We start from the raw sequence: 22,669 nt of genomic DNA, 5'->3' as shown, positions 1-22,669 counted from the left end.
CGGCCTGAACGGTCCGCATGGGTGCCTCGAGCGCCTTGCGTCCGAAAGACTCGCAAGGGACGCTCCATCGTTTTGAAACTAGAGCATCTTTCCTCGATCGGGTCAGTCCGGCAATCGTCTATGCTTTAATTGCCTTCGATCTGCCGAAGCACGTCCGCGCCATCGGCATCCGCCTCGGCGGCCGAGCCACCGGCGCCCTTCGCCACGGCGGCATCGACCTGCCGGCGCGCCTGCGCCCGCACCGCCGCCGCCTCGGCCAGGCTGCGCCGGTAGTCGGAGGCCGCCGTGCCGACGCCGACGTTCTGCCGGGTGCCGGTTGCCTTCAGCGAACCGCGCTCGGCGATCACCTCCGGCTCCGTCAACTGCGCGGACGCCGATTTCGGAAAAGCCCCGAGCACCGGATAGCCGTCCGCATCCTGGCGCTGCGCCGAAGGCCCGCTGTCGATCCTCGGTCGCTGGGCGAGCTTCGACGGACCTTCCGCCGGCACCAGCGAGCCGCAGCCAGCCATCAGCGGAATCAGGGCGAGAACCGCCACGAGGCGCAGGTCGCGCGGGTGTGTCATCGTCCAGATACCCTTCATCGCTATGATCCCCCTCATAGCCCAAACGATCCGGCCCGGAAAGCCGGGCGGGATGCGAGAAAAACTCCATCCCGGCAGTGACGCCATCGCGCGACGACGGACAATCGCCATGCTTTGTGCTTTGATGTCCGGCGGAGGAGACGTCATGGCGCCAACCGAGCCGAACGGCGGACCGCAACAGGATGCGGACGCTGCCTATGTGGTCCGCGACCCCGAGGCCTTCGCGCGCAACATGGCCGAAGTGCTGGAGCAACTCGGCAAGGCAGCCTCGGCCTGGATCGAACCGCGCGAGCGGGGCGAGGTGATCGATGATGGTCCGGTCGGCGTCATCGACATGATGTCGACGCTGTCGCAGGTATCGCAGTTCTGGCTCGGCGCGCCTGTCCGTGCGGCCGAAGCGCAGTCAACGCTCTTTGCCAGCTATCTCGATATCTGGAACCAGTCGCTCCAGCGCCTGCAGGGTGGCACCGCCAACCCGGCCGGCCCGCCGGACGCTTCGGCCGACAAGCGCTTTGCCGATCCGGAATGGTCGAACAATCCGCTGTTCGACTTCATGAAGCAGATGTACCTCTCGACCTCGCGCTGGGCAGACGATCTCGTCGCGCATTCCGAGGGTCTCGACGCCCACACCCGCAGCAAGGCGGCCTTCTACGTCCGGCAGCTCACTGCGGCGTTGTCGCCCTCGAATTTTGTCCTGACCAATCCGGAACTGGCGCGCGAGACGGTCGCCACCAACGGCGCCAACCTCGTCCGCGGCATGCGGATGCTGGCCGAGGACATCGCCGCCGGGCACGGCACGCTGAAGCTGCGGCAGTCCGACGATGCAAGGTTCGAGGTTGGCCGCGACATGGCGGTGACGCCCGGCAAGGTGATCGCCGAGAACGCCCTCTGTCAGATCCTGCAATATGAAGCCGCCAGCGAGACCGTGCTGAAGCGCCCGCTGCTGATCGTGCCGCCCTGGATCAACAAGTTCTACATCCTCGATCTCAACCGCGAGAAATCCTTCATCCGCTGGGCCGTCGCCGCCGGCCATACGGTGTTCGTGGTGTCCTGGGTCAATCCGGACGAGCGGCATGCGGACAAGGATTGGAACGACTACATCGATGAGGGCATCGTCTTCGGTCTCGACACGGTAGCGAAGGCCACAGGCGAGACATCGGTCAACGCCATCGGCTATTGCGTCGGCGGAACCCTCCTCGCCGCGGCCGTCGCCCATCTGAGGACGCGGGGCGATAGCCGGATCCAGTCGGCGACCTTCCTCACCACCCAGGTCGACTTCACCCATGCTGGCGATCTCAAAATCTTCGTCGACGAGGGCCAGCTGGGCTCGCTCGCCGAGAGCATGGCGACGAAGGGCTATCTCGACGGCGCCCGCATGGCCGCGGCCTTCAACATGCTGCGCGCCGGCGATCTGATCTGGCCGTATTTCGTCAACAACTACCTCAAGGGCAAACCGCCGCTGCCCTTCGACCTGCTCTACTGGAATGCCGATTCGACCCGCATGCCCCGCGCCAACCACCTGTTCTATCTGCGCAACTGCTACCTCGAGAACCGGCTGGCGAAGGGCGAGATGGAGATCGGGGGGATGCCGGTCGATCTCTCGCTGATCGACATTCCCGTCTACAGCCTCGCGACCAAGGAAGACCATATCGCCCCGGCGCTCAGCGTCTTCGTCGGCGGTCGCCTGCTCGGGCGGGACGTCACCTTCGTGCTTGCCGGCTCCGGTCACATCGCCGGCGTCGTCAACCCGCCGGAGAAGCGGAAATACCAGTACTGGACGGGCGCCAGACCGACGGATGACATCAGCTTCGACGACTGGATGGCGACGGCAGTGGAGACACCGGGCTCCTGGTGGCCGCACTGGCAGGCCTGGATCGAGCCGCTCAGCGGGCCGCGCGTGAAGCCACGCAGGCCCGGTGGGCGCAAGATGAAGCCGATCGAGGATGCCCCCGGCTCCTATGTCAGGGTCAAGGCGTGAGCCCGATCTGGCCCCGCCGTGCCAGCCCCCCTTGCGCTGCGCCGCTTCTCAGGGGGCGTCGACGACGGCCCGCGCCCTGCCCGCCCCCGCTTTGGACTTGAAGACACGCCGCTTCGGTGCGACATCAACGGACAGCACGGACGCACAGTAACATCTCCCGGGACCGCCGACGCCACCATGACCAGCTACCTGCAAGCCGAAACCCAGCCCGCCCGCAACACCGGGGCCATCCGGCTGTACGATGCCGAGGCTTTTGCGGGCATGCGGACGGCCTGCCAGCTGACGGCGCGCTGCCTCGACGATCTCGCCGGCCTCGTGAAGCCGGGAACGACCACGGAAGAGATCGACGCCTACGTCTTCAAGTTCGCGCTCGACAACGGCGCCCTGCCGGCGACGCTGAACTACCGCGGCTACATGAAAAGCGTCTGCACCTCGATCAACCACGTCGTCTGCCACGGCATTCCCGACGACAAGCCGCTGCGCGAGGGCGACATCGTCAACATCGACGTCACCTTGATCGTCGATGGCTATCACGGCGATGCCTCGCGCATGTACCCGGTCGGCAAGATCAAGCGTGCGGCCGAGCGGCTGTGCGAGATTACCTATCAGTCGCTGGTCCTCGGCATGGAGGCGGTGAAGCCCGGCGCGCACATGGGCGATATCGGCGCGGCCATCCAGACCTATGCGGAGGCCGAGCGCTGCTCGGTCGTGCGCGACTTCTGCGGCCATGGCGTCGGCCGGCTGTTCCACGATGCGCCAAACGTCCTGCACTACGGCCGCCGCGGCGATGGCGCGGAGATGCGGCCGGGCATGGTGTTCACCATCGAGCCGATGATCAATCTCGGACGTCAGCACGTGAAGGTGCTGAAGGATGGCTGGACCGCGGTGACGCGTGACCGTTCGCTCTCGGCGCAGTACGAGCACACCGTCGGCGTCACAGATACCGGCTTCGAGATCTTCACCAGTTCGCCCGGCGGCCTCGACACCCCGGGCATCGCCTTCTCCCGGCCTGCCCAGACGGTCGGCTGAGGCGATGGGTCACGACGAGGCGTCCCTTCCCGGCCTCGACGAGACCCAGCCTCCCCGCGCCGCTGGAGACCGCGCCGCGTCCGCAGCCGACACATCGGCCCCCCGCAAGGACGCCAAGCACCATGACGGCCACCGCGACCGGCTGCGCGAGCGCTTCGCCGAGGCCGGCGCGGTGGCGCTCGCCGATTACGAGCTCCTCGAACTGGTGCTCTTCCGCACCATCCCGCGGCGCGACGTGAAGCCGCTGGCCAAGGCGCTGCTCGCCCATTTCGGCGGGCTGCCGGAAGTGTTGAACGCACCGACCCGCCGTATGGCGGAAGTGTCGGGCATTGGCCCCGCCACGGCGCTCGATCTCAAGCTGATCGCCGCCGTCAACGAGCGGGCAATGCTCTCCGCGCTGAAGAGCCGCGAGATCCTGTCGTCCTGGGCGCAGGTGCTGGCCTACTGCAAGGCGGCGATGGCCTACGAGACTCGCGAGCAGTTCCGGATCCTGTTTCTCGACAAGCGCAACACGCTGATCGCCGACGAAATCCAGCAGCAAGGAACGGTCGACCATACGCCGGTCTATCCCCGCGAGGTCGTGCGCCGGGCGCTGGAGCTTTCCGCCACCGCCGTGATCCTCGTCCACAACCATCCCTCGGGCGATCCGACGCCGTCGCGCGCCGACATCGAGATGACGCGCACCGTCGTCGACACCGCCAAGCCGCTCGGCATTGCTGTCCACGACCACATCATCATCGGCCGCGCCGGCCATGCCAGCCTCAAGGGCCTGAAGCTGATGTAGGGCAGCTCAGCGGAAGACGCCTCGTATGCTCACCGCCTGACGCAGCCCGAGCAAACTCAGTGAAGATGGCCGAGATCGCGCACCAGCCGCACCTCTCGCGGCCCGATCAGGCCGGAATGCATCACCCGCACGGAATGGATGACCGCCTCGATCTCGCGCTCCCAGTGCGCCAGAAATGTCTTGAGCCGCGGGTAGTCGGGCGCGACGTCGGCGAACTGCCAGTGAAACGTCTGCAGGAAGCTCGGATGGTCGGGCATGCGGTATAGGACCTCGGCGGTGGTCAGGCCGTAGCCGCCGAGCATCTTCTGGAAATCCGGGTCTGCAACATGCCTGCGCATCGAGCCTCTCCAAATCGGGCCGGCGCCATAAGCCGGCTAGCAAATGCTGCGCCGGTTTGGTTAACGGGGCGTTAACGCTGCCAATCCGTTGGAAAGACGCGCTCTCCGCCTCATGGCGAGCCACGAGGCGGACGAAGCACAGCACCTCAGCTGCGGATCCTCAGCGTCGACCGGCCGCCGTCGATCGCGATGACCTGACCGGTGATCCATCCAGCCTCGGCACCCAGCAACATCACCGCCATCGCCGCGATCTCGTCGGCATCGCCGAGCCGTGGCAGGGGGTGCATCTTCGCCACGGCTTCGGCCATCTTGTCGCTGCTCGCGACCTTCCGCCCGAGCGGCGTGTCGACCAGCGACGGGGCGATGGCGTTCACCCGGATCTGCGGCGCGAACTCGGCGGCGAGCGAGCGCACCAGCGCCGCCACCGCTCCCTTGGCCATGGCGATGGAAGCATGCGCGGCGAAGCCCTGGTCGACCGCGACGCTGGAGAAGAGCACAATGCCCGCCCCCGCCTCGGCCTTGCGCAGTGCCGGCAGGACAGCCTGAATCGCTTTCGCCGCTCCCAGCGCGTTCACGCTGAAATCGTTCAGGAAATCCTGATCGGTCAGTCGCTCGAAAGGTTTCAGGTTGATCGTCCCGGCGGCATAGATCAGCCCGTCCAGACGATCGCCTGCGGCCTCTGCGAGCACAGCCTGTGCGCTGTCGTCGAGCACGTCGAACACGACGCCCGTCGCCTGCAAACCGGCCGCCGTAGCCGCAATTCCTTCAACATCGCGGCCGGTAATGACCACCTCGTGCCCGGCCGCAGCAAGGCGCTTGGCCGCAGCTTCGCCGATGCCGCCCTGTCCACCGACGATCAAATATCTGCCCATGCTCAAACTCTCCTTTTCCAGCGCAGATGCGCGGATGGACCGGAGGTTCAAGGGCAAGGTGGGTTTCCTGCACACACGGCTAGGAGAGCGCGGCTGGCCATTCCTTTCGGGCGGCTTACGGGCTGCTAAGTCCGCCGGCAGAAAAGATGATGAATTCAGATGCTTAGAACGCGGCCTGGAATCATCGCATCACCCGACCAACACGCCGCCTGCAGCCGCCATCGCCTCCGGCGTATCGACATCTATCCCGGCGGCCTCGCCGATCTCGACGGTCTGCAGGGCGTCCGGATGCGCGCTCAAAAGGCGCCGTGCGCCGACGTCGCCAACCAGGGCCTCGATTTGGCTGCGGTAGATCACGGAGAGCACCACCGGGTTGGCCAGGCGGCCGCTATCGGTCGCGGCAACGAGCGAGCCGCGCCCGTCGCGCGCGAAAACGGCGATCAGGCGATCGAGATCGCCACTGCCGAGCCTTGGCTGGTCGGCCAGGATCACAAGCGCACCGTCCGCCCCTGCGTCAAAGGCGGAGCCGCAGCCGGCGATGACCGAGGTCGACAGGCCCTCGGCGAAGGCGGGATTCTCGGTGATGTCGACGTCGAGCCCGGCCAGTGCCCGCTTGATCTCGGCCGAGCGATGGCCGACCACCACGCGCACGCGGCGCGCCTGGCTCGCCAGAGCCGTCAGCACCGAAAGCCGGATCAGCGGAACGCCGTCGAAGGTCGCGAGCAGCTTGTGCGGCCCGCCCATGCGGCTCGACCGTCCGGCGGCGAGGATCACGGCATCGACCAGCGGCGCCGCCGCGACGGCCCGCGTCGACCGGCCGCCATCCGCCCGAGCCGGCTTCTCCGGCCGACGCTCGCGGGGCTGCGGACGGCTCGCAATCTCCATCAGCAGGCCGCCGACGCCCATGCCGCGAATGTCCGACGGTGTGACCGGTACATCGGCCAGCAGCCGGCCGAGCACCCAGTCGAACCCGTTCTCCTTCGGCGAGCGGGCGCAGCCGGGCGCGCCGATCAGCGGCCGGCCGGCGACCGAGCCGAGCAGCAGGAGATTGCCGGGATCGACGGGCATGCCGAGTTGCAGCACCGCACCGCCGGCCGCCGCCACCGCCGCGGGAATGACGTCGCCGGCATCGATCACCGCCGAGGCCCCGAAGACGATGACGATGTCGGCTGTCCCGGCGGCACGGATCGCATCGGCCAAGGCAAGGGTCTCATGCGGACAGCGGGTTTCCGAGGCGATCACCGCCCCGGCGACGGCGAGCCGGCGGCTCAGGACTTCCCGCGTCTTGTCGAGCACACTCGGTTTCACCCCGCGCAGCGTCGTCTGGATCAGCGCCACCGTCTGGGCGCGGTAGGGCGACAGGCGGAACGCCGGCCGCTCGGCCAGCAAGGCGGACGCTTCCAGCACCGCGTCGCCCGCGACGGCGAGCGGGATGATCTTGACGGTCGCCAGCATCTGCCCGGCGACCACCGGCTCGAACTCCTTCAGCGTCGCCAGCGTGATCGCGGGGTCGATGGCGTTCAGCCGGTCGACGATGCCGCGGTCCGGCAGGAACAAGCCGGCGGACGCCGCGAAGAAATTCACACGCCCGGTCGCTGCCGGTCCGACGGTCACGCCCGGCCCGCTGGCGACGGCCGCAATGCGCGCCGCCGCCATATCCTCGGTGAGATCGGCGGGACCGAGGACAGCGGCAATCACCTCGGCAATGCCCGCCGCCCCAATCTCCGCAACGTCCGCAGCGCTCAACCGCGTGCCCTTGGCGATACGCCGCCCGGAAAGGCGCAGCGCGTGCGCGAGGATAGCGCCCTCGGCAGACGCCACCGGAACCGGGCCGAACCTCACGTGGCCGTCCCGGTGCGTCGCTTGCGCAGCGCCTGGATCACCGAGGCGAGAACCGCAACGGCGATCTCGGCGGGGCTCGCCGCGCCGATGTCGAGCCCGATCGGCGCCTCGATCCGTGTGAGATCCTCCGGCCGCGCGCCCGCTGCCTCCAGCCGCGCCAGCCGGCCGGCATGCGTCTTTCGGCTACCGAGCGCGCCGATGTAGAAACAGCCGGCCTCGAGCGCCGCCAGCAATGGCACGTCGTCGATCTTCGGGTCGTGCGTCAGCGCGACGAGGGCGGTATAGGCGTCGAGCGGCTGCGCCTTAAGCGCATCCTCGGGCCACTCCGCCGTCAGCGGGGTGCCGGGAAAGCGCTCCGGCGTCGCGAAGGCGGTGCGGGGATCGACGACGGCGATGTCGTAGCCGGCAAGACGCGCCATCGGTGCCAGCGCCTGGCTGATGTGCACCGCCCCGATCACCAGAATCCGCGCGGGTGGCACGTAAAGGGTGAGGAAGCTCTGCCCCTCCGGCGCGTCGACCATGCCGGATTTGCCGGTTCGAAACGCCGTCGCAAGCGCCGACGCCAGCGGATCGCCCGGAGCCTCGCTCTCGCGCACCAGCCTCTGGCTGCCGCCCGCGATGTCGGTGACAACAGCGACGGCCCGCCGGGCCGTTCTTTCCGCGTTCAGCTCGGTCAGCAGTGAAAGATCCATCAGGCGCCTGCCCGGATTGGCTCGACGAGGACCCGGATGCGCCCACCGCAGGAAAGGCCGACGCGCCATGCGGTCTCATCCGCGACCCCGAACTCCAGCATTCGAGGCGTTCCCGCCTCGATCACCTCAATCGCCTCGCTGACCACCGCGCCCTCGACGCAGCCGCCGGAGACCGAGCCCTCGAAATTGCCTTCGGCGTCGATCACGAGATGACTGCCGGTCGGCCGTGGCGCCGAGCCCCAGGTCTGCACCACCGTCGCCAGCGCCAGGCGCCGGCCGTCCCTCGCCCAGGCTTCCGCCGTCGCCAGAACGTCGAGCTCGATCGTGCCGTCCATCCCACTCTCCTTCGTGTCGTACATTTATTGCCGAACCCGTCGCCGGATGAGCGCAACCAGTGGATATCAGCCCGCTGAAATCACGGCGCAGACGGCCCGAGAAACCACTGCACCGGCAAGTGACGATCGGCTCGGAGGTTCCGCGTCTCGCTCGCCGCCGTATCCGCTCAGCTCATGACGATGCGATAATGTTGTCTTGAGATAGGCGCCGTCCCGCCCCTTTCGCAAGACCGCCCCGCCAGCGGCGCCGACGGGTCCGCCAGCCCGACGCAAGCAAAATGACTGTCGACGTGAAACCCAAGAAGATCTTCGCAGCGCGATGGCGGGCTCCCGCCGGCGACAAGGCTCGAATTCTCCCGCGAACGAGGCTAGGTTCCGGCATGCCCCATTTCCGGACGTCCCTCGCCCTCGCTATCGTCCTTGCCGCAACAGCTGCCGCCCCGGCGGCGGAGCGGGTGCGCATCGGGGTTGCCGGACCGTTTTCCGGAACGTCCGCCATCCTCGGCGAGCAGATCCTCGCCGGCATGCGGACCGCCGCCGACGACGCGACCGACGTCACCCGCGCGGACACCGACTGTTCCGGCGACGGCGGCACAAAGGCAGCCGAGCAGCTGATCGCCGATAAGGTGGAGATCGCCGTCGGCTTCCTCTGCACCGAGGCGCTGACCACCGCGCTCCCCAAACTCTCGGCCGCCGGCATTCCGGTGATCACCGTCGGCGTGCGCGCCAACCGCTTTACCGACACGCGGGCCCGGACCGGTGCCCTGGTCTGGCGCCTCGCGCCGCGCTCGGACGCGGAGGCCGACGCCACCGCAGCGGCCATCACCACCCGCTGGAAGGACACGCCCTTCGGCCTCGTCGACGATGGCACGATCTACGGCCGCGGCCTTGCCGACGCCGTGCGCACGCGCCTCGAAGCTGCCGGCATGCGGCCCGCGACGATCGACAACTACCGGCCGGCCGAGGAGAAGCAGTTTGGCCTCGCGCGCCGCATCCTCGGCACGGGCGTCACCCATCTCTTCATCGCCGGCGACCGGCCGGACGTGGCGATTATCGCCCGCGATGCCGGCTCGATCGGCCTCACGCTGGAGATCATCGGTGGCGAGGCGCTGCTGGACGAAGGCAATCCGGACGTGCCGCTGGCCGCCGGCGTCCTCGCGCTCGCCCCGCTCGACCGGTTCGAGGAGATCCCGACGTCCGAGATCGCGCCGGAAGCCAGGCAAGGCTATTTCGGGCCGACCGTCGCTGCGGGCGAGATCGCGCTCGCCGCGGTCCGCTTCGCCCGGCAGAAGGCCCGGCCCTTGCCGGCGGTGCTGGATGCCAACGTCTTCGCGACCTCGCTCGGCCCGATCCGCTTCGATGCCAAGGGCGATTCCGACCTTTCGCTGTTTCGCACCTTTCGCTTCGACGGCAGCGACTTCGTGCCGGACGCGGGCGGCTGAGCGGATGGCGTTCTGGCAGGCCGGGCCCCGCAATCTCCTCAGCGACGTCGCGGGCCTCAGCGTCGGGAATGCACGGGACGACCGCCTCGCCAGCGGCGTCACCGTCATCCTCTGCGATAACTCGACCGTCGCCGCTGTTCACGTTCAGGGCGGCGCCCCCGGTACCCGCGAGACCGACCTTCTGGCGCCGGAGAACACCGTGTCGACGGTCGATGCGCTCGTCCTCTCCGGTGGTTCGGCTTTCGGCCTCGATGCCGCCTCCGGGGTCCAGGCCTATCTTCGTGGTAAGGGCCGGGGTTTTGCCGTCGGTCCGCATCGCGTGCCGATCGTACCGGCGGCGATCCTGTTCGACCTCGGCGATGCCGGCTGGGACCGCTACCCGCCTTACCGCGAGCTCGGCTTTGCCGCCTGCGAGACGGCGGCCCGCGACTTTTCCATCGGCACCGAGGGAGCGGGCACCGGCGCCACCACCGCCCGCCTGAAAGGCGGCCTCGGCTCGGCCTCTGCGGTGCTGGCGAGCGGCATCACCGTCTCGGCGCTCGTCGCCGTCAATGCGCTGGGATCGCCGACGATCGGGGAAACCCCGCACTTCTGGGCCGCGCCCTTTGAGCTCGGCACCGAGTTCGGCGGCCGCGGCTTGCCGTCCCCGTGGCCAGAAAACGCGATGGAGCCCCTCACCAAGTTCGGCGCCACTGCCGGCGGCAACACCACCATCGCGGTCATCGCCACCGATGCGGTGCTCGACAAGGCTGGCGCCAAGCGGCTGGCGATCTCCGCCCATGACGGCTTCGCCCGTGCCCTCTGGCCGGCGCATACGCCCTTCGACGGCGATCTCGTCTTCGCTCTCGCCACCGGCGGCATCGGAAAAGCGCCATCCGGTGGCGACCTCGTCGAGCTCGGTGCGACTGCCGCCGCAGTCATGGCCCGCGCCATCGCCCGCGGTGTGCACGCCGCCAGTCCCTCCACCGGCGACCGGAAACAGGCCTGGCAGGCCGTTCATTCGGCGCCGCCGTCTTCGTGATCGCTCGTTGATCGACCAGCCGTCCCTCGAAGCTTCTGCCGCGCGCATCGGCCTGTATTCAAAACCGGCCGGCCCCGGCCGCCGGGCGTCACACATTGAGACACCCGGCGGCCTCTGTTATGTCGCAGCTCTCGCCATCCCGCACCGCAAGGACGCTCCATGATTCCCCGTTACTCCCGCCCCGACATGGTCGCCATCTGGTCGCAGGAGACGAAGTACCGGATCTGGTTCGAGATCGAGGCGCATGCCTGCGACGCGCTGGCCGAACTTGGCGTCATCCCGAAGAGCGCCGCTGAGACGATCTGGGAGAAGGGCAATGCCGCCAACTTCGACGTCGACCGCATCGACGAGATCGAGCGCGAGACCAAGCACGACGTCATCGCCTTCCTGACGCACCTGTCGGAGATCGTCGGGCCGGATGCGCGCTTTGTCCACCAAGGCATGACCTCGTCTGACGTGCTCGACACCTGCTTCAACGTGCAACTCGTTCGCGCCTCCGACCTGATGCTGGCCGATCTCGACGGCCTCCTCGCCGCGCTGAAGCGCCGGGCGCTGGAACACAAGGACACGGTGACCATCGGCCGTTCGCACGGTATTCATGCCGAGCCCGTGACCTTCGGCATCAAGCTGGCGCTGGCCTATGCCGAGTTCGAGCGCTGCCGCGCCCGGCTCGTCGCCGCCCGGGCCGAGATCGCAACCTGTGCCATCTCCGGCGCCGTCGGCACCTTCGCCAACATCGACCCGGCCGTCGAGGAGCATGTCGCCAAGGCGCTTGGCCTGACGCCGGAGCCGGTCTCGACGCAGGTCATCCCGCGCGACCGCCACGCCATGTACTTCGCCACCCTCGGCGTCATCGCCTCGTCGATCGAGCGCCTGTCGATCGAGATCCGCCATCTGCAGCGCACCGAGGTGCTGGAGGCCGAGGAGTATTTCGCGCCGGGCCAGAAGGGCTCGTCGGCCATGCCGCACAAGCGCAACCCGGTGCTGACCGAGAACCTTACCGGTCTCGCCCGCATGGTGCGCTCCTTCGCCATGCCGGCGATGGAGAACGTCGCCCTCTGGCACGAGCGCGACATCTCGCACTCCTCGGTCGAGCGCTATATCGGCCCTGACGCGACCATCACCCTCGACTTCGCACTGGTGCGGCTGACCTCGGTGATCGACAAGCTCCTGGTCTATCCCGAGCGGATGCTGAAGAACCTCAACCAGTTCAAGGGTCTCGTTCACTCCCAGCGTGTGCTGCTCGCCCTCACCCAGGCCGGCGTCAGCCGTGAAGACTCCTACCGGCTGGTCCAGCGCAATGCGATGAAGGTCTGGGAGCAGAACAAGGACTTCCTCGAGGAGCTCTTGGCTGACCCGGAAGTGACGGCCGCCTTGCCGGAAGCCGAGCTGCGCGAAAAATTCGACCTCGGCTACCACACCAAGCATGTCGACACGATCTTCCGGCGCGTCTTCGGCGCCTGAACAGGCGCCCGCTGCCGGAGGCTTTCTATCGGCGGCACGATCCATCCTTCCCGACCAAAGGTCGGGGAGGCTTGGTGGGCTCAATCCCGGCCGCGCGGCGCTTCACCTCTTCCTGCTTTTTCGGCGAATTGCAGCGATAGCGCCCGGATGCGGACACGCCCGAGGTGCGTCTACCCCGCCGCCTTCAACGCCACGGACTCGTCCAGCGCGATGTCGATCTTGAACATCTGGTGGTCGGAGAACGGCTGGTCGATGATCTCGATCGAGCAGCGGTCGGCAAGGCTGGTCGAGACAAGGCAAGTGTCGAGGCTCGCCTGATAAGGCCCGAAGCGGAAGGTCGGGCCGGACAGCTTGTTGGCGTGAACAAGATTCTCGGCTTTCATCAGTGGCGCCAGTTCTGCATCGCCCGAGAACATGTTGAAGTCGCCGATCAGCATGGTCGGCCCGTCACGTTCGGCGATCCACTCGGCGATCTGCTTAAACTGCATCGTTCGAACGCGCCTGATCAGCGAGCAGTGCACGACCAGCACCCGCAGTCCCGCGATGTCGATGTCGTAGACCAGGCGCTTCTTGCCGGCCGCGAGGTAGCGCTTGGCGAACGTCACTTCGCGGCTGGCGAGGAAAGCGTTCGACTTGCCGCGCGAAATCGGCGAGCGGATCTTCGCCGTATCGCTGTATTTGTTGTCGATCGTCGCGAAAGCGTGCCCATCCTCGCAGAGCACCGGAAACTGGTCGAAATACCCGTTGGTGATCGAGCCTTGGTCGATCTCGACGAAGCAGCTGAGATCCGGCTGCAGCCGTCGCATCGTGTCGCGCACGAACTGAAGGCTCCGCATCTGGGCAGCGCGCGGTGTGTAGATGTGGTGGTGGAGGCGCGAGAGATGGTGGCCGAGCGAGCCATCGATTTCCCGGGAATAGCCGAGATTGGCATAGACAATCCGCAGCATCAGGTGGGTCGTCCGGCAGTCGGGCAGCGAGCGGCGCCGCAGGAACGGTGCCGTTTGGCTTCTGGCTTCAAGGCAATTCTCCTGCTGTCGCCACGCCGCGACGCGCCAGCATAACAGCCGGCGACGCTGTGGGCATGACCCGAATTTTCGGGATAAATGCGGCGGGCGGGCCGGAAGTTCAGCACCTTGGCGGCGTTGCCGCGCCAAAGCCGCAGATCTCACCATTCTCAGCGGACAAGACAGCCGGTTTCGTGCCATGCACGCCGGGGGATATCGAACCCGCGCCGGACCGCGGGGGATTGGAAGACGTGACGCTGCGATGAACTTCGATTTTTCCGCGTGGTCGATCTGGTCGATCGTCATCACCCTTCTGAATTGGTCGATCATCGTCGGCGCTTTGGTGGTGATCCCCTTCCGGCGATCGCCGGCGGCGGCCCAGGGATGGCTGCTGCTGTTCTTCTTTCAGCCCTTCGCCGCCCTCCTGGTCTATTTCTTCATCGGCAATGCCCGTCATCCGAAATGGCGGCGCGAGCGCATCAAGAGCGTTCCCTCCGTCGTACTGAAGGCCGTGGGCGACATTCCCGGCAGCGCCAGCGACGCGGCGATGGCGCTGGAGCCGCGCAGCCGAACGGCCGCGAACCTTGTGCGCAACATCGGTCAGATGCCTTGCGTCTCTGGCAACAGCATCGACCTCGATCCGAACTATAACCGCGTCGTCGACCGCATCACCGGCGACATCGATGCGGCACAGAACCATGCGCATGCCATGTTCTACATCCTTCAGGACGACGAGGCCGGCAACAAGGTTCTGAGCGCGCTGGAGCGCGCGGCCAAGCGCGGCGTCAAATGCCGGCTGCTGATCGACGCCGTCGGCTCCTCGACCGACCGCAATGCCATCGCCCGTCGGCTGGAAGGAACAGGCGTCGAGATCCGGCTGATCCTGCCGCTGCGCTTCTGGAACCGCGCGACCCGTGCAGATCTTCGCAACCACCGCAAGATCGTCGTCGTCGACGGCAAGATCGGCTGGGTCGGCTCGCAGAACATGCACCAGATCGAATACGAGCCGAACACCTTCTACCGCGAGGTGATGGCGCGGGTGAAAGGCCCGGTGGTCCTGGAACTGCAGGCGATCTTCATCGGCGACTGGTTCCTCGAGACCGACGAGGACATATCGACGCCCGAGCTGATGCCGACGCCGGAGCGCACCGAGGGCGGCGTGACCGCTCAGGTGATGCCGAGCGGCCCCGACCACCCGCTGAGCCGGGTCGATTCGCTGTTCACCGATCTCATCCACGGCGCCCGCGAGAAGGTGGTGCTGACGACGCCCTACTTCATCCCGAACGAGCCGCTGTCGCTTGCGCTGCGCACCGCGGTGGAGAAGGGCGTCGCCGTGACCCTGTTCGTAACCGCAACCACCAACAGCTTCCTCATCGATCACGCCCAGCGCTCCTACTACGACGAGCTGCTGCAGTCGGGCGTCGAGGTCATGCTCTACCGGGAGAGGTTCCTGCATGCCAAGCACCTGTCGATCGACGACGACATCGCGATCATCGGCTCGGCCAACATGGACCGTCGCTCCTTCGAGCTGAATTCGGAGGTGACGCTGATCGCCTATGATGCCGGGGTCGTGCGGCAGTTGCGCAAGATCGAGAATGACTATCGCGCCAAGAGCCGCCGGCTGATCGAGGCGGAATGGAACGAGCGCGGCTTCTTCACCCAGCTCTTCGAGAATGCAACAAGGCTGATCAGCCCCCTTCTCTAGACCGCCGGCGGCGGGCCTCAGCTTGACTTCCGCCGCCGACGCTCGCATGTCCGGCCCATGCGTGTTTCAGAAGCTGAAATCCTCGTCATCCCCGGCTACCGCGGCTCGTCGGCGGAACATTGGCAGACCCGCTGGGAAGGCCGCCTGTCGACGGCGCGCCGCATTCACCAGCGCGAATGGACGAAACCGGTGCGCGAAGAATGGGTCGAGGCCGTCGCAGCGGCGGTCAACGAAAGCACCCGGCCCGTGGTGCTGGTCGCCCATTCGCTCGGCGTTGCGGCCGCGGTTCTTGCCATTCCGAAATTCCAGCACCGTGTCGCAGGCGCCTTCTTCGTGGCACCGCCCGAGGTTACCAATCCCGGTCTGCGTCCGAAGCATCTGATGACCTTCGGCCCCTACCCCCGCGATCCGCTGCCGTTCCCCTCGATCCTGGTGGCAAGCCGCAACGATCCCTTTTCGTCCGTCGCGGCGGCGGAGGATATTGCGGATGCCTGGGGTTCGATGTTTGTCGATGCCGGAGAGTCCGGCCACCTCAATCAGGACAGCGGCCACGGGCCTTGGCCGGAAGGCTTGCTGACCTTCGGCAAGTTCATCTCGAAGCTGCCGCTCGAGCCCACACCCATGCCGGCGATCCCCGGCGAGGATTGAGGGCTCAGGCTCTGACCGCAGCGACCAGCGCCTCAGCCGCGGCCTTAAGCAGATTGATGTCGTTGGAAATCGTGGCGAGGCAGTAGCCATAGCCGCGGTAGCGACGGGCGTCCTCGGCGCTGGCGCAATAAATGCCAGCAAACTTGCCGGCAGCTTTGGCGGCCACGGCGACCTTCTGAATAGCGGCATCGGCGACCGGTCCGTTCGGATCCCAGGTGCCGGTTTCCGATAGGGCAATCGAAAGGTCGGACGGACCGACAAACACGCCGTCCAATCCTTCAAGCGCCAGGATGGCTTCGAGATTGTCCATCGCCGCCGCCGTTTCGATCATCGCGAAGGCGAGCGTCTCGCGGTTGGCTTCGGACGTATAGGCCGTCCGGTCGCCGTAGCCCGCGGCCTTCGCGTAACCATGGAGTTCCACCGCCCGCGTCGGCCCGAAAGACCTGCTGCCGAGCGGCGCGTATTTCACGGCGTCGACAAAGCCTTGCGCGTCCGAGACGCTCTCGATCATCGGCATGATGACGGCGGAGGCACCGAAATCGAGCGCCCGCGCCGCGTTGGCTCGGTCCTCGATCGGCAGGCGCACCAGCGATGGCTTGCCGATCATGCCCGCCCGCCCGATCGCCGCCGCCATGCTCGCCACGTCATGCAGCCCATGCTGCATGTCGAGGCAGATCGCATCGAAAGGCGCCCGCAGCAAAGCTTCATGCACCATGGGATCGGTCAGCGACGACCAGGAAGAGAGGACGAAGCCGTCCCCGTCCAAAGCCTTGCGAAGTGCGGGAAGAGCCATGCTATCGGATGCTTTCGCGGTGAAGGAACGCGGGACAGTACCTACCAGCTCATGAAACTGGCCGGTCGGTGGAGCAGACTACTCCGCGCGAACCTGCTTCTCCGCCTCGATCAGCAGTTCCGCCATGGTGCGACGTATCCGGTGGTCCGACTGGTCGATCCCGGCCGCATCGAAATCCCGGCGGATCTTCTCGTAGACGTCGTCGTCACCCGGCTTCTCGAAGTCGGACTTTACGACTTCCTGCGCATACAGCTTGGCTTCGTCTTCCGATTTGCCGAGCTTCTCGGCCGCCCAGAGGCCCAACAGACGATTGCGCCGCGCTTCGATTCGAAACCGCAGCTCTTGATCATGGGCGTAGCGCCCCTCGAAGTCCGTTTCGCGGCCTGTAATCGACATCGACTTCTTCCTCCACAAGCAATTGCAACGCCCGCTTGGACGATGGCCATCTCTGACATAGGCGGTTGCCGAGGATATTTGAAGCCGGAACGGCCTTGAATCGGGCCGTGCCGCATCTTGTTTCGGACATCTGGTTCACCAATTGTCGAGTGGATAATCCCCTTGACACGGGCCGCCATTGTCTGGACCCCCACTTTGGTCTATTCACGCGCTCGAACGTCACGCTTCGCGTCGCTTCCCGAGGACGCACCCTCATGCACGATAGAGCACCCCTATGACACGTCGCCGCCGTATCTACGAAGGCAAGGGCAAGATCCTTTACGAAGGCCCGGAGCCAGGCACGCTCGTGCAGTTCTTTAAGGACGATGCGACCGCCTTCAATGCCAAGAAGCACGAGATTGTCGACGGCAAGGGTGTACTCAACAACCGGATCTCCGAGTACATTTTCACCCATCTGAACAAGATGGGCATTCCGACGCACTTCATTAAGCGGCTCAACATGCGCGAGCAGCTGATCAAGGAAGTCGAGATCATTCCGCTCGAGGTCGTGGTGCGCAACATCGCGGCGGGCTCGCTCGCCAAGCGCCTCGGCATCGAGGAGGGCACCGTGCTGCCGCGCTCGATCATCGAGTTCTACTACAAGGCCGACGCGCTCGACGATCCGATGGTCTCGGAAGAGCACATCACCGCTTTCGGCTGGGCAAGCCCGCAGGAAATCGACGACATCATGGCGCTCGCCATCCGCGTCAACGACTTCCTCTCCGGCCTCTTCCTCGGCGTCGGCATCCAACTCGTCGACTTCAAGATCGAGACCGGTCGCCTCTATGAGGGCGACATGATGCGCATCATCGTCGCCGACGAGATCTCGCCGGACAGCTGCCGCCTCTGGGACGTGCAGACGAACGAGAAGATGGACAAGGACCGGTTCCGCCGCGACATGGGCGGCCTGGTCGAGGCCTATCAGGAAGTCGCCCGTCGTCTCGGCATCATGAACGAGAACGAGCCGCCCCGCCCCTCCGGGCCGGTGCTGGTAAAGTAAGACGGCGGCGCGGCAAGGCCGCGCCGCAGCCGGCATCGGCACTTAAACTCGTCTATTCCCGCGACAGGCTGATCCAGTAGGCAAGCCCGTCGCGGACAGGCTGATACACTGATCGAATCCTCAATGAACAGGCAGGCACAGTGATCAAGGCGCGTATCGTCGTTACCCTCAAGAACGGCGTCCTCGACCCGCAAGGCAAGGCCATCGAGGGCGCTCTCGGCAGCCTCGGCTTCGGCGGCGTTGGTGCCGTCCGCCAGGGCAAGGTCTTCGACGTCGTGCTCGACGGCGACGACCGCGCCGCCGCAGAGGCTCAGCTAAAGGACATGTGTGCCAAGCTTCTGGCCAATACCGTCATCGAGAATTATACTGTGGAGATCGCGTAAAGGTTGTGCCAGAGGGTGCCATGGCCGATGTCACGAATGAACTGATGTTCGAGCTGATGAAGCGCATGCATGAGGACATTGGCGGGCTGAGGCTCGACGTCGTTGGCCTGAAATCTGAGATCAATTCGATCCGCGGCCATATAGCCTCCGTCAACAGCGACGTTCATAACATTTACGGCGTTCTGGCACGCTACGAGACGCGGCTGGACCGGATCGATCGCCGCCTCGACCTGCGCGAACTGGCCGAGCCCTCGAGGTCATACGACCCGCACCCGTGAGCACCGCGCTCGGCCTTCTGCCCAGCGGCACCGTCCTCGACGAGGGTGATGCCGCTGTTTCCATTTCCGGGCTCGTACGGCCCGTCCAAACTCTCCTTCCGGACCATGCCGGCCCGGCCATGCTCTCCAATGGTTGCCGTCGCCCATGAAAACTGCCGTCGTCCTTCTCCCCGGCCTAAACCGCGACCGCGACATGATCGCCGCGCTGACGACGATCACCGGCACGCCGCCGCTGACCGTCTGGCAGACCGACACCGAGGTTCCTGACGTCGACCTGATCGTCGTGCCCGGCGGCTTCTCCTTCGGCGACTATCTGCGCTGCGGCGCCATCGCCGCGCGATCGCCGGTGATGCGCGCCGTCGCTGACAAGGCGGCCCATGGCGTCTCGGTGCTCGGCGTCTGCAACGGCTTCCAGATCCTCTGCGAAGCAGGCCTCCTTCCGGGCGCGCTGATGCGCAACACGACGCTGCGCTTCGTCTGCCGCGAGGTGAAGCTGGAGGTCGTCAACGCCGCGACCCGCTTCACCACCGCCTACACCCCCGGCCAGATCATCCGCTGCCCCGTCGCCCACCACGACGGCAACTATTTCGCCGATGACGAAACCCTCGACCGGCTGCATGGCGAGGACCGCGTCGTCTTCCGCTATGCCGAGGGCACGAACCCGAACGGCGCGACGCGCGACATCGCCGGTATCGTCAACGAAGCCGGCAACGTGCTCGGCCTGATGCCGCATCCCGAAAACCTGATCGAGCCCGAGCACGGCGGCACCGATGGCCGCGGCATCTTCGAGAGCGCCCTCGGCCTCGTGCGGGGCCTTGCCGCATGAGCGTGAAGCTGTTCCGAAATCTCCTCGTCATGGGCTTTGCCACCGGCATCGTCGCCCTGTCCGCCTGCAGCACCCCGGCCCCGCCGGTGAGAACCACTCAGCCGGCGGCGAAGGCCGAGTCGGGTCTCGACCGCATGGAGCGCGTGACGCTTGCGGCCAACCGCTGCTGGTTCAAGTCGAACGATCCGGCCTTTGCGCGCTACAGCCTGGCGCCCGAGCTCTCCTCCTTCTCCGGCAAGCCGCGCTTCCTCCTGGTGCCCAAGGGCCGCCCCGAAGCCAAGCCGCTGCTCGTCGTCGAGGCGCAACCCGGCTCGCGGGCGCTCTCGACCTATGGCCCGCTGATGGGCACCGGCATTGCCGGCCGTGTCGACGCCGACATTCGCCGCTGGAATGCGGGCGGGCGCGCCTGCGATGCGTAGTGGCGCCCTGCGCCGCCGTCCGGCGCTCGCCGCGGCGCTGGCCCTCTCCGCAGCGCTATCCGGCTGCGTATACGCCACCGCCGACGTCAGGACCTTCTCGATCGAGCCGCTCGAGGTCGCCGAAGCGTCAGAGGATCTGCGGCCGACGCCGACCGAGGCGGCCTATGCTAGGGATACCGCCCGGATCGTCTTCAAGCGCCGTGACGGCGAGCGCAGCACGCGCTTCGTCTCGGCTGATCCGCGCGAGGGTTACGCCCTCTGCCTTCGCGCCAACAGGCAGTACGCGCTGCTCGTCTTCCAGCGCCGTGTCTTTGCCGCCGCGATCTCGCAGGCCGAGGACGATGCTTCGATCCTGCGGTCGGCGGCGGATACCGCCGTCTGCCGCGGCGTTGCCGATTGGACGCGGGTCTGACGCGCCGGCTGGCGACACCCAAGCTGAAACGGGCGGGTCTTCCCGCCCAACACCCCTGACGCCCCGGCGCACGGAGACTGCCATGACCGAGATCACCATCACGCCCGAGATCGTCGCCGCGCACGGGCTGAAGCCGGACGAGTACCAGCGCATCCTCGATCTCATCGGCCGCGTGCCGCTGATTACCGAGCTCGGCATTTTCTCGGCAATGTGGAACGAGCACTGCTCCTACAAGTCCTCCAAGCGCTGGCTGAAGACTCTGCCGACCAAGGGCGTCCGGGTCATCCAGGGTCCCGGTGAAAACGCTGGCGTCGTTGACATCGGTGACGGCGATTGCGTTGTCTTCAAGATGGAGAGTCACAACCACCCCTCCTACATCGAGCCCTATCAGGGCGCGGCGACGGGTATCGGCGGCATCCTGCGCGACGTCTTTACCATGGGCGCCCGGCCGATCGCTGCGATGAACGCGCTGCGCTTCGGCGCGCCCGACCATCCGAAGACCCGCCATCTTGTCGCCGGCGTCGTCGCCGGCATCGGCGGCTACGGCAATGCCTTCGGCGTTCCGACCGTCGGCGGCGAGGTGAACTTCCATCCTCGCTACAACGGCAACTGCCTCGTCAACGCCTTCGCGGCGGGTCTTGCGAAGACCGACGCGATCTTCCTGTCGGAAGCCAAGGGCGTGGGCCTTCCCGTCGTCTACCTCGGCGCCAAGACCGGCCGCGACGGCGTCGGCGGCGCCACCATGGCCTCGGCCGAGTTCGACGCGGACATCGAGGAGAAGCGCCCGACCGTGCAGGTCGGCGATCCCTTCACCGAGAAGTGCCTGCTGGAGGCCTGCCTCGAGCTGATGAAGACCGGCGCGGTCATCGCCATCCAGGACATGGGCGCCGCCGGCCTCACCTGCTCGGCTGTGGAAATGGGCGCCAAGGGCGGTCTTGGCATCGAGCTCGACCTCGACAAGGTCCCGGTGCGCGAGACGCACATGACGCCCTACGAGATGATGCTGTCGGAGAGCCAGGAGCGCATGCTCATGGTGCTGGAGCCGTCCAAGCAGGCGGTCGCCGAGGCGATCTTCGTTAAATGGGGCCTCGACTTCGCCGTCGTCGGCATCACCACCGACGACCTGCGCTTCCGCGTCATGTTCCAGGGACAGGAGGTCGCGAACCTGCCGATCCGCGAGCTCGGCGACGAGGCGCCGGAATATGATCGCCCGTGGATCGAGCCGGTTCCGCCGAAGACGGTGCACGCCGCCGACCTCGCCGAGCACGAACGCTACGACGCCATCCTATTGAAGCTGATGGGCTCGCCGGACATCGCCTCGCGGCGCTGGGTGTTCGAGCAGTACGACACGCTGATCCAGGGCAACTCCCTGCAGCGCCCCGGCGGCGACGCTGGCGTCGTGCGCGTCGACGGCCACGCCACCAAGGCGCTCGCCTTCACCAGCGACGTGACGCCGCGCTATTGCGAGGCGGATCCGTTCCAGGGTGGCATGCAGGCGGTGGCCGAATGCTGGCGCAACCTCACAGCCGTCGGCGCCGAACCGCTAGCAGCCACCGACAACCTGAACTTCGGCAATCCGGAAAAGCCCGAGATCATGGGCCAGCTGGTGCGGGCCATCCAGGGCATCGGCGCGGCCTGCGAGGCGCTGGGCTTCCCGATCGTCTCCGGCAACGTCTCGCTCTACAACGAGACGCAAGGTCAGGGCATCCTGCCGACCCCCACCATCGGCGGCGTCGGCCTGATCGACGACCGCTCGAGAACCGCCCGCGTCGGCGGCATGGTCGAAGGCGACACGCTCTTCCTCGTCGGCGTTCCCGGCGCGCATCTCGGCGCCTCGATCTACCTCCGCGAGATCGAGGGCCGCGAGGACGGCGCCCCGCCGCCGGTCGACCTTGCCGAGGAGAAGCGCAATGGCGACTTCGTTCGCGGCCTCATCCGCAGCGGCCGCGTCGTCGCTTGCCACGACGTGTCGGATGGCGGTCTCGCGGTGACGCTGGCGGAAATGTGCATCGCGGCCAACCTCGGCGCGACCATCGACCTCGGTGCCGGTGCAGGACATGCGCTGCTGTTTGGTGAGGACCAGGCGCGCTACGTGGTCGCGCTCCCCGACGCTGCGGCGGTGACCCTGGCGGAAGATGCGGCAACGGCAGGTGTCACCTTGCAGCGGCTTGGCACTGTCGGCGGCGACGCGCTGACGATCGAGGCCCGGCTTCAGGTTCCCGTCGCCGACCTGACCATCGCACACGAAACGTGGTTCCCCGACTACATGTCCGGCAGCCTGCCGCTGGCGGAAGCCGCCGAGTAGGGGCAAAGAGGCGCCGCTCGTTCGATTGATCACACCGGGGGAAGCGCCTATCTTCCCCCGACAAGGGCTGCCCGGCGGCCACA

General features: G+C 66.7%; 24 protein-coding genes. 15 read left to right on the top strand and 9 right to left on the bottom strand.

Annotated elements, in window-relative coordinates; genetic code table 11:
• Nucleotides 1–125: 125 nt before the first annotated feature.
• The gene (locus ACZLZY_RS18645; protein ID WP_472935065.1) at nucleotides 126–581 is read right to left on the bottom strand and encodes a hypothetical protein; all 456 of its coding nucleotides are present in this window, start codon (nucleotides 579–581) and stop codon (nucleotides 126–128) included.
• A 145-nt stretch (nucleotides 582–726) separates the two neighbouring features.
• Between ACZLZY_RS18645 and phaC the strand changes: the two genes are divergently transcribed.
• The 3 genes from phaC to radC all read left to right on the top strand — a co-directional run bounded on the left by phaC (nucleotide 727) and on the right by radC (nucleotide 4,372).
• Complete coding sequence (gene phaC, locus ACZLZY_RS18640; protein WP_472935064.1) at nucleotides 727–2,559, top strand: class I poly(R)-hydroxyalkanoic acid synthase; 1,833 nt, start codon at nucleotides 727–729, stop codon at nucleotides 2,557–2,559.
• Between the two features lie 177 nt (nucleotides 2,560–2,736).
• On the top strand, nucleotides 2,737–3,588 hold the full coding sequence (gene map / locus ACZLZY_RS18635) for a type I methionyl aminopeptidase (protein WP_472935063.1): 852 nt from the start codon (nucleotides 2,737–2,739) through the stop codon (nucleotides 3,586–3,588).
• Between the two features lie 4 nt (nucleotides 3,589–3,592).
• Nucleotides 3,593–4,372 carry a RadC family protein gene (gene radC, locus ACZLZY_RS18630; RefSeq protein ID WP_472935062.1) on the top strand — a complete coding sequence of 260 codons (780 nt, stop codon included), beginning with the start codon at nucleotides 3,593–3,595 and terminating at the stop codon, nucleotides 4,370–4,372.
• 56 nt (nucleotides 4,373–4,428) lie between these two features.
• On the opposite strand, the gene ACZLZY_RS18625 is transcribed toward radC, so the two are convergent.
• The 5 genes from ACZLZY_RS18625 to ACZLZY_RS18605 all read right to left on the bottom strand — a co-directional run bounded on the left by ACZLZY_RS18625 (nucleotide 4,429) and on the right by ACZLZY_RS18605 (nucleotide 8,451).
• Entirely contained in the window at nucleotides 4,429–4,710 is a 282-nt protein-coding gene (locus ACZLZY_RS18625) for an usg protein (RefSeq protein ID WP_472935061.1), read from the bottom strand.
• Between the two features lie 146 nt (nucleotides 4,711–4,856).
• A complete protein-coding gene (locus ACZLZY_RS18620; RefSeq protein WP_472935060.1) occupies nucleotides 4,857–5,582 on the bottom strand; it encodes an SDR family NAD(P)-dependent oxidoreductase in 726 nt (241 codons plus the stop codon).
• Between the two features lie 189 nt (nucleotides 5,583–5,771).
• On the bottom strand, nucleotides 5,772–7,424 hold the full coding sequence (locus ACZLZY_RS18615) for an NTP transferase domain-containing protein (protein ID WP_472935059.1): 1,653 nt from the start codon (nucleotides 7,422–7,424) through the stop codon (nucleotides 5,772–5,774).
• Nucleotides 7,421–8,116, bottom strand: a complete 696-nt coding sequence (locus ACZLZY_RS18610; protein ID WP_472935058.1) for an XdhC family protein — start codon at nucleotides 8,114–8,116, stop codon at nucleotides 7,421–7,423. Before ACZLZY_RS18610 ends, ACZLZY_RS18615 begins: the two co-directional genes overlap by 4 nt.
• Nucleotides 8,116–8,451: an XdhC family protein gene (locus ACZLZY_RS18605; protein WP_472935057.1), complete on the bottom strand. Its 336-nt coding sequence runs from the start codon at nucleotides 8,449–8,451 to the stop codon at nucleotides 8,116–8,118. The genes ACZLZY_RS18610 and ACZLZY_RS18605 overlap by 1 nt, the downstream gene beginning before the upstream one ends.
• Nucleotides 8,452–8,831: 380 nt before the next feature.
• Between ACZLZY_RS18605 and ACZLZY_RS18600 the strand changes: the two genes are divergently transcribed.
• From ACZLZY_RS18600 to purB, 3 genes are all read left to right on the top strand, one after another.
• Nucleotides 8,832–9,893, top strand: coding sequence for an ABC transporter substrate-binding protein (locus tag ACZLZY_RS18600; RefSeq protein ID WP_472935056.1), 1,062 nt, complete (start codon nucleotides 8,832–8,834; stop codon nucleotides 9,891–9,893).
• Nucleotides 9,894–9,897: 4 nt separating this feature from the next.
• Nucleotides 9,898–10,914, top strand: coding sequence for a P1 family peptidase (locus ACZLZY_RS18595; protein WP_472935055.1), 1,017 nt, complete (start codon nucleotides 9,898–9,900; stop codon nucleotides 10,912–10,914).
• Between the two features lie 159 nt (nucleotides 10,915–11,073).
• On the top strand, nucleotides 11,074–12,378 hold the full coding sequence (purB, locus tag ACZLZY_RS18590) for an adenylosuccinate lyase (protein ID WP_472935054.1): 1,305 nt from the start codon (nucleotides 11,074–11,076) through the stop codon (nucleotides 12,376–12,378).
• Nucleotides 12,379–12,548: 170 nt separating this feature from the next.
• Here the strand turns inward: purB and ACZLZY_RS18585 are convergent, their stop codons facing one another.
• On the bottom strand, nucleotides 12,549–13,325 hold the full coding sequence (locus tag ACZLZY_RS18585; protein WP_472935053.1) for an endonuclease/exonuclease/phosphatase family protein: 777 nt from the start codon (nucleotides 13,323–13,325) through the stop codon (nucleotides 12,549–12,551).
• Between the two features lie 319 nt (nucleotides 13,326–13,644).
• Between ACZLZY_RS18585 and cls the strand changes: the two genes are divergently transcribed.
• The gene (gene cls / locus ACZLZY_RS18580; RefSeq protein WP_472935052.1) at nucleotides 13,645–15,087 is read left to right on the top strand and encodes a cardiolipin synthase; all 1,443 of its coding nucleotides are present in this window, start codon (nucleotides 13,645–13,647) and stop codon (nucleotides 15,085–15,087) included.
• Nucleotides 15,088–15,144: 57 nt separating this feature from the next.
• Complete coding sequence (locus ACZLZY_RS18575; protein WP_472935051.1) at nucleotides 15,145–15,735, top strand: RBBP9/YdeN family alpha/beta hydrolase; 591 nt, start codon at nucleotides 15,145–15,147, stop codon at nucleotides 15,733–15,735.
• 4 nt (nucleotides 15,736–15,739) lie between these two features.
• Here the strand turns inward: ACZLZY_RS18575 and ACZLZY_RS18570 are convergent, their stop codons facing one another.
• Entirely contained in the window at nucleotides 15,740–16,528 is a 789-nt protein-coding gene (locus ACZLZY_RS18570; RefSeq protein WP_472935050.1) for an HpcH/HpaI aldolase family protein, read from the bottom strand.
• Between the two features lie 78 nt (nucleotides 16,529–16,606).
• Nucleotides 16,607–16,924, bottom strand: coding sequence for a DUF1476 domain-containing protein (locus ACZLZY_RS18565; protein WP_472935049.1), 318 nt, complete (start codon nucleotides 16,922–16,924; stop codon nucleotides 16,607–16,609).
• 274 nt (nucleotides 16,925–17,198) lie between these two features.
• Here ACZLZY_RS18565 and purC point away from each other — a divergent pair, with 274 nt between their 5' ends.
• The 7 genes from purC (at nucleotide 17,199) to purL (ending at nucleotide 22,586) form a co-directional block, all read left to right on the top strand.
• Nucleotides 17,199–17,963, top strand: a complete 765-nt coding sequence (purC, locus tag ACZLZY_RS18560) for a phosphoribosylaminoimidazolesuccinocarboxamide synthase (protein ID WP_472935048.1) — start codon at nucleotides 17,199–17,201, stop codon at nucleotides 17,961–17,963.
• A 140-nt stretch (nucleotides 17,964–18,103) separates the two neighbouring features.
• A complete protein-coding gene (gene purS / locus ACZLZY_RS18555; protein ID WP_472935047.1) occupies nucleotides 18,104–18,346 on the top strand; it encodes a phosphoribosylformylglycinamidine synthase subunit PurS in 243 nt (80 codons plus the stop codon).
• A gap of 20 nt (nucleotides 18,347–18,366) precedes the next feature.
• A complete protein-coding gene (locus ACZLZY_RS18550) occupies nucleotides 18,367–18,624 on the top strand; it encodes a hypothetical protein (protein ID WP_472935046.1) in 258 nt (85 codons plus the stop codon).
• Between the two features lie 145 nt (nucleotides 18,625–18,769).
• Entirely contained in the window at nucleotides 18,770–19,450 is a 681-nt protein-coding gene (gene purQ / locus ACZLZY_RS18545) for a phosphoribosylformylglycinamidine synthase subunit PurQ (RefSeq protein WP_472935045.1), read from the top strand.
• Nucleotides 19,447–19,869, top strand: coding sequence for a hypothetical protein (locus tag ACZLZY_RS18540; RefSeq protein ID WP_472935044.1), 423 nt, complete (start codon nucleotides 19,447–19,449; stop codon nucleotides 19,867–19,869). Before purQ ends, ACZLZY_RS18540 begins: the two co-directional genes overlap by 4 nt.
• A complete protein-coding gene (locus ACZLZY_RS18535) occupies nucleotides 19,862–20,281 on the top strand; it encodes a hypothetical protein (RefSeq protein WP_472935043.1) in 420 nt (139 codons plus the stop codon). Before ACZLZY_RS18540 ends, ACZLZY_RS18535 begins: the two co-directional genes overlap by 8 nt.
• An 82-nt stretch (nucleotides 20,282–20,363) precedes the next feature.
• On the top strand, nucleotides 20,364–22,586 hold the full coding sequence (purL, locus tag ACZLZY_RS18530; RefSeq protein WP_472935042.1) for a phosphoribosylformylglycinamidine synthase subunit PurL: 2,223 nt from the start codon (nucleotides 20,364–20,366) through the stop codon (nucleotides 22,584–22,586).
• Nucleotides 22,587–22,669 lie beyond the last annotated feature (83 nt).

It is taken from the genome of Mesocryomonas lacus (assembly GCF_055730135.2).
This window is presented reverse-complemented; position numbering and strand designations above follow the sequence as displayed.

Bases quoted from the DNA above. Each gene is read 5' to 3' on its own strand.
- ACZLZY_RS18645 (WP_472935065.1), bottom strand. From the start codon at position 581: ATGAAGGGTATCTGGACGATGACACACCCGCGCGACCTGCGCCTCGTG.
- phaC (WP_472935064.1), top strand. From the start codon at position 727: ATGGCGCCAACCGAGCCGAACGGCGGACCGCAACAGGATGCGGACGCT.
- map (WP_472935063.1), top strand. From the start codon at position 2,737: ATGACCAGCTACCTGCAAGCCGAAACCCAGCCCGCCCGCAACACCGGG.
- radC (WP_472935062.1), top strand. From the start codon at position 3,593: ATGGGTCACGACGAGGCGTCCCTTCCCGGCCTCGACGAGACCCAGCCT.
- ACZLZY_RS18625 (WP_472935061.1), bottom strand. From the start codon at position 4,710: ATGCGCAGGCATGTTGCAGACCCGGATTTCCAGAAGATGCTCGGCGGC.
- ACZLZY_RS18620 (WP_472935060.1), bottom strand. From the start codon at position 5,582: ATGGGCAGATATTTGATCGTCGGTGGACAGGGCGGCATCGGCGAAGCT.
- ACZLZY_RS18610 (WP_472935058.1), bottom strand. From the start codon at position 8,116: ATGGATCTTTCACTGCTGACCGAGCTGAACGCGGAAAGAACGGCCCGG.
- ACZLZY_RS18605 (WP_472935057.1), bottom strand. From the start codon at position 8,451: ATGGACGGCACGATCGAGCTCGACGTTCTGGCGACGGCGGAAGCCTGG.
- ACZLZY_RS18600 (WP_472935056.1), top strand. From the start codon at position 8,832: ATGCCCCATTTCCGGACGTCCCTCGCCCTCGCTATCGTCCTTGCCGCA.
- ACZLZY_RS18595 (WP_472935055.1), top strand. From the start codon at position 9,898: ATGGCGTTCTGGCAGGCCGGGCCCCGCAATCTCCTCAGCGACGTCGCG.
- purB (WP_472935054.1), top strand. From the start codon at position 11,074: ATGATTCCCCGTTACTCCCGCCCCGACATGGTCGCCATCTGGTCGCAG.
- ACZLZY_RS18585 (WP_472935053.1), bottom strand. From the start codon at position 13,325: ATGCTGCGGATTGTCTATGCCAATCTCGGCTATTCCCGGGAAATCGAT.
- cls (WP_472935052.1), top strand. From the start codon at position 13,645: ATGAACTTCGATTTTTCCGCGTGGTCGATCTGGTCGATCGTCATCACC.
- ACZLZY_RS18575 (WP_472935051.1), top strand. From the start codon at position 15,145: ATGCGTGTTTCAGAAGCTGAAATCCTCGTCATCCCCGGCTACCGCGGC.
- ACZLZY_RS18570 (WP_472935050.1), bottom strand. From the start codon at position 16,528: ATGGCTCTTCCCGCACTTCGCAAGGCTTTGGACGGGGACGGCTTCGTC.
- ACZLZY_RS18565 (WP_472935049.1), bottom strand. From the start codon at position 16,924: ATGTCGATTACAGGCCGCGAAACGGACTTCGAGGGGCGCTACGCCCAT.
- purC (WP_472935048.1), top strand. From the start codon at position 17,199: ATGACACGTCGCCGCCGTATCTACGAAGGCAAGGGCAAGATCCTTTAC.
- ACZLZY_RS18550 (WP_472935046.1), top strand. From the start codon at position 18,367: ATGGCCGATGTCACGAATGAACTGATGTTCGAGCTGATGAAGCGCATG.
- purQ (WP_472935045.1), top strand. From the start codon at position 18,770: ATGAAAACTGCCGTCGTCCTTCTCCCCGGCCTAAACCGCGACCGCGAC.
- ACZLZY_RS18540 (WP_472935044.1), top strand. From the start codon at position 19,447: ATGAGCGTGAAGCTGTTCCGAAATCTCCTCGTCATGGGCTTTGCCACC.
- ACZLZY_RS18535 (WP_472935043.1), top strand. From the start codon at position 19,862: ATGCGTAGTGGCGCCCTGCGCCGCCGTCCGGCGCTCGCCGCGGCGCTG.
- purL (WP_472935042.1), top strand. From the start codon at position 20,364: ATGACCGAGATCACCATCACGCCCGAGATCGTCGCCGCGCACGGGCTG.